Genomic DNA, 16679 nt, shown 5'->3' on the forward strand with positions numbered 1-16679 from the left:
TGAGCCATGCGACTTCCGCCATGAAGTTGTCCATGTCGCGGTCCTCGAAAGCGTCCGCGTCCTTGCTGTGCTCTGGGACGTTCCCCGTCCGCATCCGGGTGTCCCGGGGGCCGCGTTCCGGGGCGCCGCCCGGTCCCGCACGGGCGGGCCGGGCGGCGCCCGCGCGTCAGGAGACGGTCACGAACTGCCCGATGCTCGGCACCCCCTGCGCGTCGAGGGCGAAGAGCATGTACGTCCCCGGCAGCACCACACCGGTGTCGGAGGGGATCGACACGGTGTACGCGCCCGTTCCCGCGGGCGTGGACACGAGCGGTACCCGCCGCTGGTCGTTGTCGGTGGAGTGGGTCGCGGCGGCGGCCCGCATCAGGACGAACGACGACACGGACCTGTCGGTGCTCACCGTCAGCTGCGCACCCGGAGCCGCCCTCGGGGGCACGCCCCCGGTGATGGCGGGCCGCGCCTTGGGCGTACCGTCCGCGTTGAGCAGGTACGGCGGTGTGAAGACGGCACCGTCGGGATGGTTGGTCGCGCAGTCGCCGCACAGGCCGCCGCCACCGGAGAAGACCCGGCCGTCCGGCAGCAGGTTGGCCACACTGTGGTAGTTGCGCGGGACGGCCATGGAGGCGAGCGGGGTGAAGCTGCCGGTCGCCGGGTCCCACAGTTCGGGCGTCAGGACCGAGGTGGCGTCACTGAACGGCACCGGATAGGCCTGCCCGCCGAAGACGGCCACCTTGCCGTCCGGCAGGACGACGCTGTTGCTGAACGCGCGGGGGTGCTCCATGTCCCCGGTGCGGGCCGCCTGGACCTGGCTGCCCGAGATGCCCACCGTGTACGCCCGCTGCGTGGCGGGGGAGTCCTGGTAGGCCGGGGAGCCGCCCAGCGTGACCAGCTTGCCGATGTCGTACGGGACGGCATTGCCGGTCATGGCGTCCTGGCTGTCGGCACGGGTGCCGGCGGGAGTGACGGCGCCCTGGCCGCTGGTCGAGATCCAGTTCATCTGCTTGCTCGGCCCCAGCTGCAGGACCTTGCCGCCCGAAGTGGCGTGCAGCCACATGTGGTTGTCGGCGCGGTAGGGGCCCGCCGGATCGGCGGTCAGCGCCTTGGACGCGGGAACACCCGGCAGTGAACGCCACGTACGGGTGTCCGGCGACCAGACCTCACCGGCCTTGTCGGTGCCGGCGTTGCCGCTCCAGGACCCGCCGAGGACGAAGGCCTCACCGGTGGAGAGCAGCGTCATGGCCTGGTAGCCGCGGGCGATGTTCATGCTGGTGGTCGCGGACCAGGAGTCGGTGGCCGGATCGTAGATGCTGGCCTTCTCCGCGTTGCTGCCGCCGGTGACCAGGACCCGGCCGTCCGCCAGCATGGCTATGCCGGGGCAGAACATGTCGTGGCCGGTGTTGTCGATGCGGCGCTGGGTGACCTTGCCGGTCTTCAGGTCCAGGATCGCCGTCTGGGTGTATCCGTTGCTGCCGCCGAAGCGGTCGACGGCGTACGCGGACCAGGCGAGCAGCTTGTCCCCGGGCAGGGCGGCGGTGGCCACGGGTACCAGCGGGAAGCCGATGATCCGGCCCCAGGAACCGTGCACGGCGGGGCTGGCCGGCCCGCTCAGACGTATCTCGCCGGCCGAGGTCCACGGACCGCGGCCGCCGGCCTCACTGGTCACCGTCAGACGGATGTACCGGGTGTGCTCGGCGCGGGTGAAGGTGGCCGTCTTGACGGTGTCGTCGTCCCGCCAGGTGCCGGAGGCCACCGGAGAGCCGAAGGAGGTGCCGTCGGTGCTGGTCGAGACGGTGTACGCGCCCGCACGTCCGTTGGGACCGTCAGCGCGGGGAGCGTAGACGAGGGCGGAGACGACCGCCGTGCGGTGCATGTCGATGGTGATGCTGTGCGGCAGGGGAGCGGCGGGGGACGTCCACTTGCTGTGCCAGATGGTGTTGGCGTTGCCGTCGAGGACGTTGGCGGCGCGGCCGTTCTCCCCGGTGGTCTCCTCGTCGCTGGCCGTCGCCGTCCAGCCGGCCCGGGACAGGTCGACGGTGGCGGCCGGGGTGCCGGGGTCGCCCAGCAGGTCGATCTCGGCGGCGGAGGTCCAGGGCCCGCGGTTGCCGGCCTCGGTGATCGCCGTCAACCGGACGAACCGGGCGCCCGTCGGGGCGAAGCCGAGGGTCTTGGATGTGGCGTCGTCCGCGAGGGTTCCGGTGGCGACGGGGGTTCCCCAGTTCTGCCCGTCCGCGCTGATGCTGATCGCGTACTCGCCGACGCGGCCGTTGGGCCCGTTGGCCCGCGGCCGGTAGACGAGGGCGGAGACGACCGCCGTGCGGTGCATGTCGATGGTGATGCTGTGCGGCAGGGGAGCGGCGGGGGACGTCCACTTGCTGTGCCAGATGGTGTTGGCGTTGCCGTCGAGGACGTTGGCGGCGCGGCCGTTCTCCCCGGTGGTCTCCTCGTCGCTCGCCGACGCCGTCCAGCCGGCCCGGTCCAGAACGGGAGCCGTCGGCTCCATCGCGTTCGCCGGTGCGACGCCGTGGTGCGGCGACTGCACCGCCGCCTGCTGGTCGGTGGGCACGGGCGCGGCCCGCGGTCCCGGGGTGCGGCCGGCCGCAGCGGTGCTGGTGACCCCGAGCCACGGGGTCAGGCCGAGCAGCACGGATCCGAGGGCGAAGGCTATGAGCAGGTGGGAGCGGCGTAACAGGCGAGTGAGCGCGCGTGAGCGCCTGGACTGCAATCTGACCTCCTGGGGCGAACTGATGTGCCCCGTAGAACATAGTCAGAGCGGTCACAACCCGCCTGGGAATAGGCAGAGTTGGCGGGAATCCGTGCCGACGCCCCGAAGGGCGCGCCGTGGCGGCCAGGGCCGGGGCGCAGGCCGCCGCCACGGGGGAACGGCGCGGGGAACGGCAGGGGAAACGACGGGGGAACCGCGTTGCGTCACGCGGCAAGCCCTCCGCGCGGCGCCCGGCCCGGCCCGCCCCACGTACGCGCCGTGCGCGACTGATCGGACGCGGCTTCCGCGGCCGCCGTGGCTTGGTGAGGCTTCCGCGGCCGCGTCCGGCGGTCAGGCGCCCACGTAGGCGGCGAGGTGCTCCCCGGTCAGGGTGGAACGGCCGGCGACGAGATCGGCGGGAGTGCCCTCGAAGACGATCCGGCCGCCGTCGTGGCCGGCGCCGGGGCCGAGGTCGACGATCCAGTCGGCGTGTGCCATGACCGCCTGGTGGTGCTCGATGACGATGACCGACTTGCCCGAGTCGACGAGCCGGTCCAGCAGGCCGAGCAACTGCTCGACGTCGGCGAGATGGAGCCCGGTGGTCGGCTCGTCGAGGACGTAGACGCCGCCCTTGTCGGACATGTGCGTGGCGAGCTTCAGCCGCTGCCGCTCGCCGCCGGACAGCGTGGTGAGCGGCTGCCCGAGGCTGACGTAGCCCAGCCCGACGTCGGCGAGCCGGGCCAGGATGCGGTGCGCGGCCGGCGTGGCTGCATCACCGGAACTGAAGAAGTCCAGGGCTTCGGTCACCGGCATCGCGAGCACCTCGCTGATGTCGCGGCCCCCCAGGTGGTAGTCCAGCACCGAGGCCTGGAACCGCTTGCCCTCGCAGTCCTCGCAGGTGGTCGCGACACCCGCCATCATCGCCAGGTCGGTGTAGACGACTCCCGCGCCGTTGCAGGTGGGGCAGGCACCCTCGGAGTTGGCGCTGAAGAGCGCCGGTTTGACCCCGTGCGCCTTCGCGAAGGCCTTCCGGACCGGGTCGAGCAGACCGGTGTACGTCGCCGGGTTGCTGCGCCGGGAACCGCGGATCGCCCCCTGGTCGATGGAGACGACACCTTCGCCGGCCGGGATCGAACCGTGGATCAGCGAACTCTTCCCCGAGCCCGCGACTCCGGTGACGACGGTGAGGACGCCCAGCGGGATGTCCACGTCGACGTCGCGCAGGTTGTGCGCGGTGGCGCCGCGGATCGGGAGCGTGCCGGTGGGCCTGCGCACCGTCTCCTTCAGGGCCGCCCGGTCGTCGAAGTGCCGGCCGGTGATGGTGCCGCCCTTGCGCAGCCCCTCCACGCTGCCCTCGAAGCAGACGGTGCCGCCCGCCGTGCCGGCCCCGGGGCCGAGGTCGACGACGTGGTCGGCGATCGCGATCGTCTCCGGCTTGTGCTCCACGACGAGCACCGTGTTGCCCTTGTCGCGCAGCCGCAGCAGCAGGCCGTTCATGCGCTGGATGTCGTGCGGGTGCAGGCCCGTGGTGGGCTCGTCGAAGACGTAGGTGGTGTCGGTGAGCGAGGAACCGAGGTGGCGGATCATCTTGACGCGCTGCGCCTCGCCGCCGGAGAGCGTACCCGCGGGACGGTCGAGGGAGAGGTAGCCGAGCCCGATCTCGACGAACGACGCGAGGGTGTGGTGGAGCGTGGCGAGCAGCGGTGCCACCGAGGGCTCGTCGAGGGAGTCGACCCAGGCGGCGAGGTCGCTGATCTGCATTGCGCAGGCGTCGGCGATGCTCACCTTCCTGATCTTCGACGAGCGGGCCGCCGCGGTGAGCCGGGTGCCGTCGCAGTCGGGGCAGGTCGTGAAGGTGACCGCCCGGTCCACGAACTCCCGGATGTGGGGCTGCATCGACTCCCGGTCCTTGGCGAGCATCGACTTCTGGATCCGGGGGATCAGCCCCTCGTACGTCATGTTGATGCCCGCGATCTTCATCCGGACCGGCTCGCGGTGGAGGAAGTCGTGCAGTTCCCGCTCGGTGTACTTGCGGATCGGCTTGTCGGGGTCGTAGAGCCCCGACTCGCTGTAGAGCCGGTAGCTCCAGCCGCCCGGCTTGTAGCCCGGGACCGTGAGGGCGCCCTCGTTCAGCGACTTGGAGTCGTCGTAGAGCTGGGTGAGGTCGAGATCGGTGACCGAGCCGCGGCCCTCGCAGCGCGGACACATGCCGCCGGTGATGCTGAAGGAGCGGCGCTCCTTCACCGTCTGTCCGCCACGTTCCACCGTGACCGCCCCCGCGCCGCTGATGGAGGCGACGTTGAAGGAGAACGCCTTGGGCGAGCCGATGTGGGGCTTGCCGAGGCGGCTGAACAGGATGCGCAGCATCGCGTTGGCATCGGTCGCGGTGCCCACCGTGGAACGGGGGTCGCCGCCCATGCGCTGCTGGTCGACGATGATCGCGGTGGTCAGACCGTCGAGTACGTCGACCTCGGGCCGCGCCAGCGTCGGCATGAAGCCCTGTACGAAGGCGCTGTACGTCTCGTTGATCAGCCGCTGCGACTCCGCGGCGATCGTGTCGAAGACCAGCGAGCTCTTGCCCGAACCGGAGACCCCGGTGAAGACCGTCAGCCGGCGCTTGGGGATCTCGATGCTCACGTCCTTGAGGTTGTTCACGCGGGCGCCGTGCACGCGGATCAGATCGTGACTGTCGGCAGCGTGCGGAGCGGGCGGCTGCGCGTTCTTCCTCGTGGCCATGCTGGGCGGTTCTCCATCCGTGGGGGCGGGCCGCGGCCCGGTTCACGCCGGGTGACGCGACCGAGACCGCGGCCCGTGGGGGCGTGGCGGTCCTACTGCTTGCGGGGCTGGTTGAAGCGGAGCATGTTGCCCGCCGGGTCACGGAAGGCACAGTCGCGGACACCGTACGGCTGGTCGATCGGCTCCTGCATGACCTCGCCGCCCGCCGCCCGGATGCGTTCGAAGGTGGCGTCGACGTCGTCCGTGGAGAAGATCACGCCGCGCAGCATGCCCTTGGCCAGCAGCTCGGCCATCGCCTGGCGGTCCGCGGCGGGCGCGCCGGGGTCGGCGAGCGGCGGTTCGAGGACGATCTCGACGTCCTGCGAGGGCGACCCCACGGTCACCCAGCGCATCCCCTCGAACCCGACGTCGTTGCGCACCTCCAGGCCGAGGACGTCGCGGTAGAACGCGATCGCCTTGTCGTGGTCGTCGACTGCGATGAAGCACTGCGAGAGGTTGATGTTCATGGCTCCGACGCTACGAGGCGCCCGCCGATTTCGCTTCTCCATTCCTGACCGGATCCCCGACCGGATTCCTGACCGGATTCCCGACCGGATTCCCGGCCGGTCCGCCGCCCCTCACCGGTCGTGTCATGTACTTGGCGACGCAGGCCGGGATGGCCTCGCCCGCCTCGTGCTCGCGGGCCCGGTACGCGCTGGGGCTCTCGCCGACCAGCTCGGTGAAGCGTGAGCTGAAGGACCCCAGCGAGGTGCTCCCGACGGCGAAGCAGACCTCCGTCACGCTCATGTCGCCGCGCCGCAGCAGCGCCTTCGCGCGCTCGACGCGGCGGGTCATCAGATAGCTGTACGGGGTCTCCCCGAAGGCGGCGCGGAAGCTGCGGGAGAAATGACCCGGCGACATCAGGGCGACCTTCGCAAGTGCGGGAACGTCCAGGGGCTCCGCGTAGTCGCGGTCGATCACGTCCCGGGCACGGCGCAGCCTCACCAGGTCTTCCAGGGTCATACGCACCAGCATCGCACGGCGCCCGCCGCCCGCCTCGGCATCCCCGAACCTGCGCAACCTCCGCATCCCCACCCGCGCCGACGCCTGTCGCCCCGGCCCTGCCCCCCCGCGGCGGGCTCCGGGGCTCAGCCGGACGGGGAGTCGCCCACGATCAGGCTCCGCAGGGCCGGCATACCGCCCTCCCGCAGGGCCCGGCGCTGCCGGTCGGCCGGCGTCCCCTCCTGGAGCAGCCGGTGGACGAGCGAGGACACCTCGCGTTCGTCACCGGACTCCACCAGCGCCGGAGTGACGTGGGCCAGCAGGGAGTACAGCACGTCACCGCTGCTGCGGCAGCGGCCGGCGGGGTCCACCAGCGTGGAGTTCAGGCCGTGCCGGGCCGCGTGCCAGTTGGCGGCCTGCAGCAGCTCCGGCCGGCACCGGGCCGGTTCGGCACCGGCCTTCTCCTCGGCGAGGGCGACTGCTACCAGGGCGCGCACCAGACCGGCCAGCATCACCGCGTCCTCGGCCCGCAACTGCACGTCCAGGCAGCGCACCTCCACGGTCGGGAACCGTTCGGAGAGCCGTGCCTGCCAGTACAGCTGGCCCCGGTCGGTGATCACCCCCGACGCCACCAGGGCGTCGATCCGCTGCTCGTAGTCGGCGAGGCCGTCGAAGTACGGGGGCGGGCCGCTCACCGGCCAGCGGCCGAAGACGATCGTGCGCCAGCTCGCGAAGCCGGTGTCCTTGCCGTCCCACAGGGGGGAGTTCGCCGACATGGCCAGCAGCGTCGGCAGCCAGACCCGGATGCGGTTGAGCACCGCGACGCCGGTCTCCGGATCGGGCACCCCCACGTGCACGTGCATGCCGTTGATCAGCTGCTCGTCCACCAGCTGCCGGGCCTGGCCCTCCATCCTCAGATAGCGCGGTTTGCGGGTGACCGGTACCGCCGAGGCGTCCCTGAGCGGCGCGGCCGCGGCCATGGCGACCCGGCAGCCGTGCTCCTCGGCGGCGGACGCGACCGCGTGCCGCAGCCGCAGGAGGTGGCCGCCCACCTCCTCCAGCTCCGTGCAGACCGGCGTGGCGACCTCGACCTGCGCCTGCAGCAGCTCGTCCTGGACCTCGTCGTCCTCCGCGAGCGGACCGAGACCGGCCGCCCTGCGGACGTACTCGGCCCCTGGGACCGGCAGCACCGTCACCGGGTCCACCAAGAGGTATTCCTCTTCGACGCCGAATGTGATCACGCCGTGCGGTTACCCCGGCAGCGGTCCGATCATCCGTCGCCTGAGCCGACCGGCCTAGGGAGCGCCCCGGCCGGCGGGTCAGCGGTCGCCGCTCCCCGCAGCTGGACGGCCGTCCCGCGGGGGGTGCGGGCGGACCTGCTCCTCCCGCCCCGTGCCCGGACGCTGCCGCTTCGCGGCGTGCGCGCCCGCCCCCTCGCCGTCCCCGCCGCCCGTGTCCCACCGGACGGCCCGGTCCGCCTCCCGGCGGGCCTCCTGGTCCCCGCTCTCGCCCTGGGCCCGAGACGGGGTGGTCGGCCGGCGTCCGTGGGCCTGCCCGTGCCCTGTCATCGCATCCTCCCGCGTCGTCGGTGTCAGTGGCCCAGCTTCCGCTTGAGCTCGGCCTTGTCCATCGAGGAACGGCCGTGGATGTTCTTGCGCCTGGCCTCCTCGTAGAGCTGGTCGTAGGTCGGGCCCCCGGCTCCCTCGTGAGAGCGCAGTCCGCCGCGCCGGCCGGAGGAGATGTCCTCCAGGGACGTCCGGCTCGCCGTCTCGGACTCACCGGCCCGGGCCCGTTCCTTGTTCACCGTCCGCGCGGCGATCTCCTTCGCCCTCTCCGGGCTCTCGCCGCGCTCCTCGGCGCTCTGCCTGATGTGCTCGTACTGCCGTTCACGCTTGGGGCTGGAACCGCGAGGCATGATCACTCCCTGGGCGGTGTGCGGTCGATCCGGTACGCCCGGCGCCTACCCGGTGCCCGCCGCCGCACACGACCCGCTCCGGGCCGCGCAGGGTGGTTGACCCGCCGTCGACCGGGTAGCCGCCGCGCACAAGGGTTCTCCGGGAGGGCCGGCCATGATCCACGTGTCGATACCGCTGATCCCCACCGTGGACGGCGTGATGCTGATCCCCGCCGACCACGTGACCACCCTCCTGCGCCGCCTCGCGGCGGACTGGGAGCGTTCGGCCGAATCCGGAGAGCTGCGCGGAGACGGGCAGACAGCCCGCGACCTGTCCGGAGTGCTGGTGGAGCTCGCCGACCAGATCGACGTCGAGTGCATCGGCTTCGCCTCCGCACTCGACGACGACACCTGAGACCGCGGTGCCGGCGGGGACGGTCAGTCGGGTCCCGCCAGATGCCGCTCGGCGGCCAGGACGGCCTCGTGGACGGCCGACCGGCCCATGAGCACGCACAGGGTGTACGCGGCGTCGTCCATGAAGCTGCGGGCCGCCGCATCGCCCGGGGCGGCGGCGAGCCGCTCCCGGGACGCCCGGAACCGGGCCAGAGCGTCCTCGGTCCGGGCCCGGCTGGGCAGCAGGCCGACGCCCCGCCCGCCCTCCGGTCCGGGCAGGGGGTTGCGCAGTGCCTCCACCGCCCGGCGCAGCGCCCGCCCCCACCGGGCCGGTACGGGTTCCCCGGGCGCGCCCGCGACCACCGCGGCCGCGAAGTCCGCCACCGGGACGCGCACGAGCTCGGCGGCGGCCGCCAGTACGAGCCGTGCCTCACGGGCCCCGCAAGGTGCCAGGGCCATCACCGTGCCCGTGGCCCACTCCACCGCCGGCTCGCCACGGAGGACCGGTCCATGCCCTGTAGAGGACTGATGAATGCTTTGAGAGGTCACCGATCATCCTTTCAAGTGAAGGCTGTATGAGCGGTGGGGGGAAGTATGAAAGGTATGCCCGCTGCAGTTGCCTTCCCACACCCAGAGAACGCACCCCGCGTCGCCGCCTCGTAGGTTCGGCCGCATGATCTTCAGGACCCCACCGCGGCAGCTCGACATCGAGGCCCTGTTCCCCGGACTGTCCGCCCATCGTGCGACGGCGACCAGGCTGCATCCCCGCCCCGGACGCCCGACGGCGCGCGACAGCCGTGTGGGCGGCCCGCTGCTCCGGCCCGCCGACGAGCCGTGGCCGGCGTGCGACGAGGAGCACCGGCACAGCGCGCAGTGAGCCGGAGATGACATGATCTCGCCATGCACCCCCACGCCCCGCCGGTCGTCGTCCGCAGCGAGGGCCGCCTGATCGGTGAACCCGCAGCGCTGGCAGCGATGTTGACGGACTATCACCTGAGTACGGAAGCGGAGAAGGGGCTGCCCGTCGCGGACGCGACCGCACTCCCCGCGCGGTACCGGGCCGAGATCCAGGACCCGCGGACCGCCTTCGCGGACGACACGGTGTTCCTGGCCGTCGACGGCGGCGTACCGGCGGGCTGTCTCGTGGTGACCGCTCCGGAGGAGGGGATCGCGGAGATCAGGCGGGTGTGGACCGATCCGGCCCGACGGGGGCGCGGTGTCGCCACCCTGCTCCTGCGTACGGCGCTCGCCTGCTGCGCCGAATATGACGTCACCACCGTCCGCCTGTCCGTGTGGAGTTGGCGGAGATCCGCGATCGCCGTGTACGAACGGTCCGGTTTCCGGACGACCGGCTCGTGGGACCCGCGCGAGGACCTGGTCTGCATGGAGTACGACCCGCCGGCGGTCCGGGACGGCTCACCCGCCGCTCGGGACGCTCAGGCGGCTCAGGGCGCGGTCCAGGTCGTGGGCGGTGTCCCGGGCGCGGCGCGGCACCCGGTGCGCCTGCCCGACGAGCCGGACCGCATCGCCCATCACCCGTAACGCACGGACGGACCCGGCACCCGGCACGGCGCCGACCAGGCCGGACATCGCCGCCTCGGCCTCGCGCCAGTCGCCGGTCCGGACCAGGACGCGGGCGAGTTCGGCCGCGAACAGCACCCGGTAGGCGGGGCCGTCGCCACCGGCGTACGCGGCGCCGTACAGCAGCGCGGCGGCGCCCTCCGGATCGCCGAGGGCGGCCAGCGCCAGCCCCTCGTGGCCTTCCAGCTCGGCCGGTCGAACCACCAGGCCCACGCGGGATCCCGGTCCGAGGGGCCGTCCGCGAGGAGTTCACCGGCGATGCGCAGGGCCCGTCCGGCCCCCGGGCCCTGCCCCAGACGGGCCAGGGCCCGACCCGCCCGCACCTGGAAGATCGCCGCCACCCGGCCCGGAAGGTCCGTGCGGGCCAGTACGGACCTGGCGATGCGCAGCGAACCAGCAGGCCGGCCCAGGTGCTCCTCCTGCATCGACAGCACCGCAAGGATGAGGGGTTCCACCTCCGCCGGTCCGGACTCGCGGTCCCCGGAGACCAGTTCCAGTGCACGCAGGTGCAACCACCGTGACATCGCCTGCTGTTCGGCATCGAAGGTGATCCATGCGGCGACCTGCAACAGCTCGGCGAGCGCGGCCCGCTCCTCGGCGTCCCACACCGGCCCGCCCCGGTCGGCGCAGCGCACGGCCTCAAGCGCCCCGGCCGCCGCCCACCGCGCCCGGCGGCCACGTCGAGTGCGACGAGCCGCTCCTTCAGCGCCTTCAGCTCCGACACCGGCATGCCCGGAGCCCCCGCATCCTCCGACACCGGCCCGCCCCCGTCCGTGATCACGCCCCGTGACCATCGTAGGCGGCCGGGCCGGCCGCCGGCACCGGCGCGGTTGCGCCGCCGCGCGGCGGCGCGGCGGGAGGATGGCGCCATGGCCGACACCTTCGTATCGCGCACCATCGACGTGACGACCGGGGACCGGGAGACCGTCCACGACCTGACCCCCGCCTGCGTCGCCTTCCTCGGGGAGGTGGCGCGCGGCCGGAGCGGACTGCTGAACGTCTTCACGCCGCACGCGACCGCCGGGCTCGCCGTCATCGAGACGGGGGCGGGCAGTGACGACGATCTGCTCACCGCCCTGGAGTCCCTGCTGCCCGCCGACGGGCGATGGCGCCACCGGCACGGTTCCCCGGGCCACGGCCGCGACCACGTCCTGCCCGCGATCGTCCCGCCCCACGCGACGCTTCCGGTGATCGGCGGGACGCTGGAACTCGGAACCTGGCAGTCCGTCACCCTCGTGGACACCAACCGGGACAACCCCCGCCGTCAGGTCCGGCTGTCCTTCCTCGCCGGCTGACTCGACCGCCGAGGGCGCCGGGTGGGCGCAGGGGTGAAGACGTATCCATCATGACAGGTCAGAGCGGGTTTTCGTAGGATCAAGGGCACAGTCGATTGTCCTTGTTCGGGCCCCTGTGCGGCTTTCAGAATCATCGTCATGACTCACACGGCGCACATCAGTCACGACGCGATACTCCGAGCACGAGTGGCCCTCCTCGGTTCCCAGACCCTGACCGTCCGACAGGAGGTCGCCGCATACCGCGTGCTCGCACAGGTGAGCCCGCTCGCGTACCTGCCCCTGCTGGCCCGGGCGCTGTGCGCCTACGGCCACCAGGAGTTCGCCGATCAGCCCGGCACGGCCCTCGCCCTGCGGGCCGAGGCGGTCGCGGCCGCACGCCGGATGCACTCCCTGGAGGCCGGGAGGCTGCAGCTGCTGGTCGTCGTTCTCAAGGCCTATCGGTACCAGCTGACGATCACGGGCAGCCCGGAGGAACTCGCGGCGGTGGAAGCGGAGATCACCGCCCTCGACACGGCCCCCGGGAGGGAACTCGGCCCGCTGGAGCACGGTATCGCCCGCCTGTACACCGGCCCCCAGGGGCTGTAGCGGGGGAGTGGCGGGTACGGGGCCGGCGCCGGGTGGGAACGCCGGCCGCGGCCCGGTCCTCACCAGCGCCAGGTGAGGGTTCCGCCCTCCGCCACCCCCGACCGGCGCTCGGCTGCACGGTCGAGCGCCGCGCAGGCCAGGGCGACCTGACGGTCGTCCAGCGGGCTCCGCCCCACCCTCCTGCCCCGCGTGATCAGGCCGGACCGGACACGGTAGGCCCAGTTGACGCAGAGTTCCGCCCGCATCACCGCGTCACCGCATCGCCGCGTCGCAGGACCTTCATCCCCGACCGGCGGTGGCGCGTCGGCGCCGCCCTCTCGAACCCCTCGGAGGCGGCGCCCCGCGCCATGGCACCCCATAACCCGTCGGTGATCGCGAGCGCGCCCCCGACCGTCGCGTGCACGAGGTCGTGGGGCATCGTCGGACCCGTCGCCCCGGCCATCAGCCGCACGTCCGGTCCCCGCCGGCCGCGGGACTTCGAGGTCGTGCCGGTTGTCCGGGAGCTTTCGGAAGATGATCTCCATCGATCCTTCTCCCAAGGGGCTCGGCCCGGATCGTAGGTGTGCGGTCTCCGCGACCGCGCTCCCTTCTCGCCGCGCGGGCGGCCCTGCCGACGTGCCGGACATCCGGCGCTGACCCATCCTTCTCATGGAGGCAGCCGCAGCCGACAGGCGCCGTCCGCGGAAGGAGCCCTCACTGTGTCGGAACCGCGTGACAAGCCGCCCCGCTTCACTGTGCCGGGCTGGATGCGCAAGTACACGCCGTTCCTGGGCCGGATCCTCGAACAGTTCGCCCGTGTCAACCTGCTGGACTGCGCCACCCGGCTGGCCGCGCAGGCCTTCCTCGGCGCGATTCCCGCGATCTTCGTCATCGGGGCCATCGCACCCGACTGGATGCGCGAACAGCTCGTGGCCACCGTCAGTGCGACCCTGGGCTTCACCGGCCCGGCACTGGACCAGATCCGCTCGGTGGTGCACAACAGCGGTGAGGACACGGCGACCCTCGCGAGTACCGGGGTGGTGGGTGTCGTGGTCACGCTGCTGTCCGCGACCGCCTGCAGCCGTGCGCTCCAGCGGACCTGCGAGCGCGCGTGGCACCTTCCGAAGGCGGGTGCCCGGCTCGCGGCCTGGCGCTGGATGGCCTGGCTGCTGGTCTGGCTGACGGCCCTGCTGTTCCAGGGGCCCGTCCAGCAGGCGTTCGGGGCCGGCCCCGTCCTCGGCGCCGTCGTCTCGCTGATCAGCGGCGTCCTGCTGTGGTGGTGGACCCAGCACCTCCTGCTCGGCGGGCGGATCGCGTGGCTGCCCCTGCTGCCCGGCGCGGTCCTGGTCGCGGTGGGAGCGGGCCTCATCAGCTGGGGCTCCAGGTTCTACATGCCCCGCGCCCTGAACCACAGCCTCCAGCAGTTCGGCGGCCTCGGGCTGGTCTTCGTCGTCCTGTCCTGGCTGATCATGTTCTTCGTCGTCGTCACCATGGGCGTCGCCCTGGGATACGTACTGGCCCACGAGTCCCTGCTGGCGCACCACCTGCGAACCCCCGACGACCCGCCGCCGTCCCGCAGTGAGCCCGCCGCCGTCCCGCAGTGAGCCCGCACCTCACCCGGACCGGGTGACACGAGTGGTGATCACGACCGATCACGGCTTCAGTGGAGGCTGTGGCCCGACCACAGTGCGATCCGATGCTCACGGCCCGCTTCACCGCACCGGCCGTGCCGAAGACCCTCGTCCACCGGCCCGAGCTGCTCAGACGTCTGACGGCCGGGGTGCAGGGCCCGCTCACCCTGATCAACGGTCCGGCCGGCTCGGGCAAGACGGTGCTCACCGCCCACTGGGCGGCGGCCGGAGGCCGCACGCCACGACCCCCCTTGTGGCTGACCGTCGAACCCGACGACGCCCCGGGCGTCTTCTGGGCGTACGTCCTGGAGGCCCTGCACCGGGGCGGCGTCGAGCTGCCCGCAGCCGTGGGCAGACCGACCCGCGCCGAGGGGGTGACCCAGTCCTTCCTGGTGCGCCTGGCCGCGGGGCTGGCCGAGTCCGCGCAGCCCGTGGTCCTCGTGCTCGACCAGTTCGACACGGCCCAGCCGCCCGCCATGACGGAAGGACTGGACTTCGTCCTCCGGCACGCCGCCGGAGGACTGCGCATCGTGCTCACCAGCCGGACGGACTCCCTGCTCCCCCTCCACCGCTACCGGGCTGCCGGGGAGATCGCGGAGATCCGGCAGGCCGACCTCAGGTTCACCCACGCGGACGCCGAGGCGCTGCTCGGCGAGCACCGGCTGGACCTCTCACAGGACGGCATCCGGCTCCTCCTGGAGCGGACGGAGGGATGGGCCGCAGGAGTGCGGCTGTGCGCCCTCGCGATGCAGCGCAGCCCCGACCCGGAGGCCTTCGTACGCCAGTTCGCGGCCGACCGCACCACGATCGCCGACTACCTGCTGGGGGAGGTCCTCGACGCGCAGCCGCCGGCCACCCAGGAACTGCTGCTGCGCGTCTGCGTGACGGACCGCGTCCACCCCGACCTCGCGGACGCGCTGACCGGCCGTGACGACGCCGCCCGGACGCTCGCCGGCCTGGCCCGCGACAACGCGTTCCTGGAACAGATCGACGCATCGGCCTGGTACCGGCTGCACCCCCTGTTCGCCGAGGTCCTGCGCGCCCACCTGCGTCAGCGTCACCCGGGCCTGGAGCAGCAGTTGCACGGGCGCGCGGCACGCTGGCTCGCCGGCACCGGCCGGCTGACCGAAGCGGTGCTCCAGGGAGCGGCCGCCGGTGACTGGCCGTTCGCCGCAGGGCAGCTCGTCGACGCCCTGGCGATCGGCCGGCTGTTCACCGGCCTGGAGGCGGAGCAGCTCAACCGGGCGTTCGCAACCCTGCCGGCCGAGGTGGAGGGCGCGGCCCCCGCACTGGTCGGCGCGGCCACCCGGCTCGTCGTACAGGACCTCCCCGGCTACGAGGACATGGTGCGGCGCGCGGACTCCCACCTGGGCCCCCGATCCGGCGCGGCCGTCCGGCTCAGCCGGGCCTTCCTTGAGGTGCTCGCAGGGCGTGCCACCGGCGACCCGTCGGCCGCCGAGCGGGCGGCGGCCTACGTCGAACGCGTGCTCGGCGAGCTGCCCGCCCCGCTGGTCGCCGCACACCCTGAGGTCCGCGCCCTGCTCCTGGCGGCCCTCGGCGCGGTGCGGCTGGGCGCCGGACGGCTCGACGGCGCGCAGAGCGCCCTCACGGCCGCGGTCGAGGCCTGCGGAGGACCTGGAACGCGGCCGGCAACGGACCCGGCAACGGACCCGGGGGCGGGCCCGGGGGTGGATCCCGGAGCGGACCCGGGGAACGGCCCGGGAACGGAGTTCGCGGCACTCTGCCCGCCGCTCTGCGACGCGCTCGGTTCGCTGGCCCTCACCGAACTGATGTGCGGCCGGCTGCGGCGGGCCGCCGAACACGCCCGGGCGTCCCTCGCCGTCGCCGAGCAGTCGGCCCTGCCGCCCGGGCGCCGGTCCGGTACCGGCCACCTCGTCCTGGCGGGCGTGGCCCTGGAGCAGGACGACCTGCAGGCCGCCCGCTCCCACCTGGACCTGGCGGTCGCGACCGCAGCCGCCGGGCCCCGCCCCGAGCCCGCCGTCGCGGTGGTGGCGGCCGTCATCGGCTCCCGGATCGCGGCGGCCGAGGGGGACGGCGAGGCCGCGCTCGCCGTCCTCAGCGGCCCGCGGCCGCCGGGGACGGCGCCGCCGGCCCGGGCCTGGGCGGCGGACGAGCTGGCCGTTGCCGAATCCGCCGCGCATCTGGCCCGCGGGGACACCGCAGCGGCCCTGCGGGCGCTGGACGCCGTACCGCCCGGGCGGCCCGAGCACGCGCTGGCCCGCGCCCGTGCCCTGATGGCGGCCGGCCGTGCCGAGCCCGCCGTGCGGGAGCTCGCGGCCCTGCCCGCGGACGACGGCCTGACACTGCCGGTCAGGGTCGGCGCGTGCCTGCTCAGGGCCCGGATCGCGGCGGCCGACGGCGACACCGCAGCGGCCCACCGGCGGCTGGCCGAGGCCGTGGAGCTCGCCGGGCCGGAGGAACTGCGCCGGCCGTTCGCCGAGGGCGGGCCCTGGGCGCGCCGGGCCCTGCGGGAGGCCACCGGGCAGGTGCCGGCCGGCGGCAGCCCGGCCGGCCGGCCCGCCGACAGCCGGACCGGCAGCCCGGCCGGCCGGCCCGCCGCCAGCCGGACCGGCAGCCCGGCCGAGGAGCCGCCGCCCGTCGTGGAGGCGCTCAGCGCGCGGGAGACCGACGTACTGCGCCAGGCGGCACGGATGCTCTCCACCGAGGAGATCGCCTCCGAGCTGTACGTGTCGGCCAACACGGTCAAGACCCACCTGAAGAGCATCTACCGCAAGCTCGGAGTGACCCGGCGCAGCGACGCCGTCCACCGGGCCCAGGACCTCGGTCTGCTCTGACGCGCGGCCCTCTCTCGCCCGTACCGGGCGATGCGGGGCGCCGGGACCCGGACCGACGATGGCGGCGCAAGCCACCTGAAGTCTTCC

The 16679-nt window shown here is 73.3% G+C and carries 15 protein-coding genes and 1 pseudogene; 7 read left to right on the forward strand and 9 right to left on the reverse strand.

All coding sequences use genetic code 11. The features are described from left to right. Positions 1–166: 166 nt before the first annotated feature. The 7 genes from ACIPXC_RS23915 to ACIPXC_RS23945 all read right to left on the reverse strand — a co-directional run bounded on the left by ACIPXC_RS23915 (position 167) and on the right by ACIPXC_RS23945 (position 8333). Complete coding sequence (locus ACIPXC_RS23915) at positions 167–2722, reverse strand: discoidin domain-containing protein (RefSeq protein ID WP_401621716.1); 2556 nt, start codon at positions 2720–2722, stop codon at positions 167–169. Between the two features lie 330 nt (positions 2723–3052). Next, positions 3053–5437 carry an ATP-binding cassette domain-containing protein gene (locus tag ACIPXC_RS23920; protein ID WP_401621719.1) on the reverse strand — a complete coding sequence of 795 codons (2385 nt, stop codon included), beginning with the start codon at positions 5435–5437 and terminating at the stop codon, positions 3053–3055. A gap of 92 nt (positions 5438–5529) precedes the next feature. Further along, entirely contained in the window at positions 5530–5943 is a 414-nt protein-coding gene (locus ACIPXC_RS23925; protein WP_030027260.1) for a VOC family protein, read from the reverse strand. A 10-nt stretch (positions 5944–5953) separates the two neighbouring features. Next, entirely contained in the window at positions 5954–6439 is a 486-nt protein-coding gene (locus ACIPXC_RS23930) for a helix-turn-helix domain-containing protein (protein WP_401621722.1), read from the reverse strand. A 125-nt stretch (positions 6440–6564) separates the two neighbouring features. Next, entirely contained in the window at positions 6565–7659 is a 1095-nt protein-coding gene (locus tag ACIPXC_RS23935; RefSeq protein ID WP_401621725.1) for a glutamate--cysteine ligase, read from the reverse strand. A 78-nt stretch (positions 7660–7737) separates the two neighbouring features. Further along, positions 7738–7986 carry a hypothetical protein gene (locus ACIPXC_RS23940; RefSeq protein WP_401621728.1) on the reverse strand — a complete coding sequence of 83 codons (249 nt, stop codon included), beginning with the start codon at positions 7984–7986 and terminating at the stop codon, positions 7738–7740. A gap of 23 nt (positions 7987–8009) precedes the next feature. After that, positions 8010–8333, reverse strand: coding sequence for a plasmid stabilization protein (locus ACIPXC_RS23945; RefSeq protein WP_401621730.1), 324 nt, complete (start codon positions 8331–8333; stop codon positions 8010–8012). Positions 8334–8487: 154 nt separating this feature from the next. Between ACIPXC_RS23945 and ACIPXC_RS23950 the strand changes: the two genes are divergently transcribed. Then, the gene (locus ACIPXC_RS23950; RefSeq protein WP_401621733.1) at positions 8488–8727 is read left to right on the forward strand and encodes a DUF6213 family protein; all 240 of its coding nucleotides are present in this window, start codon (positions 8488–8490) and stop codon (positions 8725–8727) included. A 23-nt stretch (positions 8728–8750) separates the two neighbouring features. Here the strand turns inward: ACIPXC_RS23950 and ACIPXC_RS23955 are convergent, their stop codons facing one another. Further along, complete coding sequence (locus ACIPXC_RS23955; RefSeq protein WP_401621736.1) at positions 8751–9164, reverse strand: DUF5133 domain-containing protein; 414 nt, start codon at positions 9162–9164, stop codon at positions 8751–8753. A 214-nt stretch (positions 9165–9378) separates the two neighbouring features. On the opposite strand from ACIPXC_RS23955, the pseudogene ACIPXC_RS23960 reads away from it, so the two are divergent. The 4 genes and pseudogenes from ACIPXC_RS23960 to ACIPXC_RS23975 form a co-directional block, all read left to right on the forward strand. After that, positions 9379–9564 (forward strand): annotated as a pseudogene (locus tag ACIPXC_RS23960) (hypothetical protein); the annotation flags it as partial. 41 nt (positions 9565–9605) lie between these two features. Continuing rightward, a complete protein-coding gene (locus ACIPXC_RS23965; protein ID WP_401621739.1) occupies positions 9606–10247 on the forward strand; it encodes a GNAT family N-acetyltransferase in 642 nt (213 codons plus the stop codon). 908 nt (positions 10248–11155) lie between these two features. Then, on the forward strand, positions 11156–11581 hold the full coding sequence (locus ACIPXC_RS23970) for a YjbQ family protein (protein ID WP_401621742.1): 426 nt from the start codon (positions 11156–11158) through the stop codon (positions 11579–11581). Between the two features lie 138 nt (positions 11582–11719). Further along, positions 11720–12166 carry a hypothetical protein gene (locus ACIPXC_RS23975; protein WP_401621744.1) on the forward strand — a complete coding sequence of 149 codons (447 nt, stop codon included), beginning with the start codon at positions 11720–11722 and terminating at the stop codon, positions 12164–12166. Positions 12167–12225: 59 nt separating this feature from the next. Here ACIPXC_RS23975 and ACIPXC_RS23980 read toward each other — a convergent pair whose 3' ends face one another. Then, a complete protein-coding gene (locus ACIPXC_RS23980) occupies positions 12226–12411 on the reverse strand; it encodes a hypothetical protein (protein ID WP_401621747.1) in 186 nt (61 codons plus the stop codon). A gap of 453 nt (positions 12412–12864) precedes the next feature. On the opposite strand from ACIPXC_RS23980, the gene ACIPXC_RS23985 reads away from it, so the two are divergent. Continuing rightward, a complete protein-coding gene (locus ACIPXC_RS23985) occupies positions 12865–13749 on the forward strand; it encodes a YhjD/YihY/BrkB family envelope integrity protein (protein ID WP_401621749.1) in 885 nt (294 codons plus the stop codon). A 92-nt stretch (positions 13750–13841) separates the two neighbouring features. After that, positions 13842–16592: a LuxR C-terminal-related transcriptional regulator gene (locus ACIPXC_RS23990; protein WP_401621752.1), complete on the forward strand. Its 2751-nt coding sequence runs from the start codon at positions 13842–13844 to the stop codon at positions 16590–16592. Positions 16593–16679: the final 87 nt, after the last annotated feature.

It is taken from the genome of Streptomyces sp. NPDC090021 (assembly GCF_044748225.1).
In the GTDB taxonomy this organism is placed as follows: Bacteria; Actinomycetota; Actinomycetes; order Streptomycetales; family Streptomycetaceae; genus Streptomyces.

Coding starts and splice junctions, on each gene's coding strand:
- ACIPXC_RS23920 (WP_401621719.1), bottom strand. CDS start 5,437: ATGGCCACGAGGAAGAACGCGCAGCCGCCCGCTCCGCACGCTGCCGAC.
- ACIPXC_RS23925 (WP_030027260.1), bottom strand. CDS start 5,943: ATGAACATCAACCTCTCGCAGTGCTTCATCGCAGTCGACGACCACGAC.
- ACIPXC_RS23930 (WP_401621722.1), bottom strand. CDS start 6,439: ATGACCCTGGAAGACCTGGTGAGGCTGCGCCGTGCCCGGGACGTGATC.
- ACIPXC_RS23940 (WP_401621728.1), bottom strand. CDS start 7,986: ATGACAGGGCACGGGCAGGCCCACGGACGCCGGCCGACCACCCCGTCT.
- ACIPXC_RS23945 (WP_401621730.1), bottom strand. CDS start 8,333: ATGCCTCGCGGTTCCAGCCCCAAGCGTGAACGGCAGTACGAGCACATC.
- ACIPXC_RS23950 (WP_401621733.1), top strand. CDS start 8,488: ATGATCCACGTGTCGATACCGCTGATCCCCACCGTGGACGGCGTGATG.
- ACIPXC_RS23955 (WP_401621736.1), bottom strand. CDS start 9,164: ATGGCCCTGGCACCTTGCGGGGCCCGTGAGGCACGGCTCGTACTGGCG.
- ACIPXC_RS23965 (WP_401621739.1), top strand. CDS start 9,606: ATGCACCCCCACGCCCCGCCGGTCGTCGTCCGCAGCGAGGGCCGCCTG.
- ACIPXC_RS23970 (WP_401621742.1), top strand. CDS start 11,156: ATGGCCGACACCTTCGTATCGCGCACCATCGACGTGACGACCGGGGAC.
- ACIPXC_RS23975 (WP_401621744.1), top strand. CDS start 11,720: ATGACTCACACGGCGCACATCAGTCACGACGCGATACTCCGAGCACGA.
- ACIPXC_RS23980 (WP_401621747.1), bottom strand. CDS start 12,411: ATGCGGGCGGAACTCTGCGTCAACTGGGCCTACCGTGTCCGGTCCGGC.
- ACIPXC_RS23990 (WP_401621752.1), top strand. CDS start 13,842: ATGCTCACGGCCCGCTTCACCGCACCGGCCGTGCCGAAGACCCTCGTC.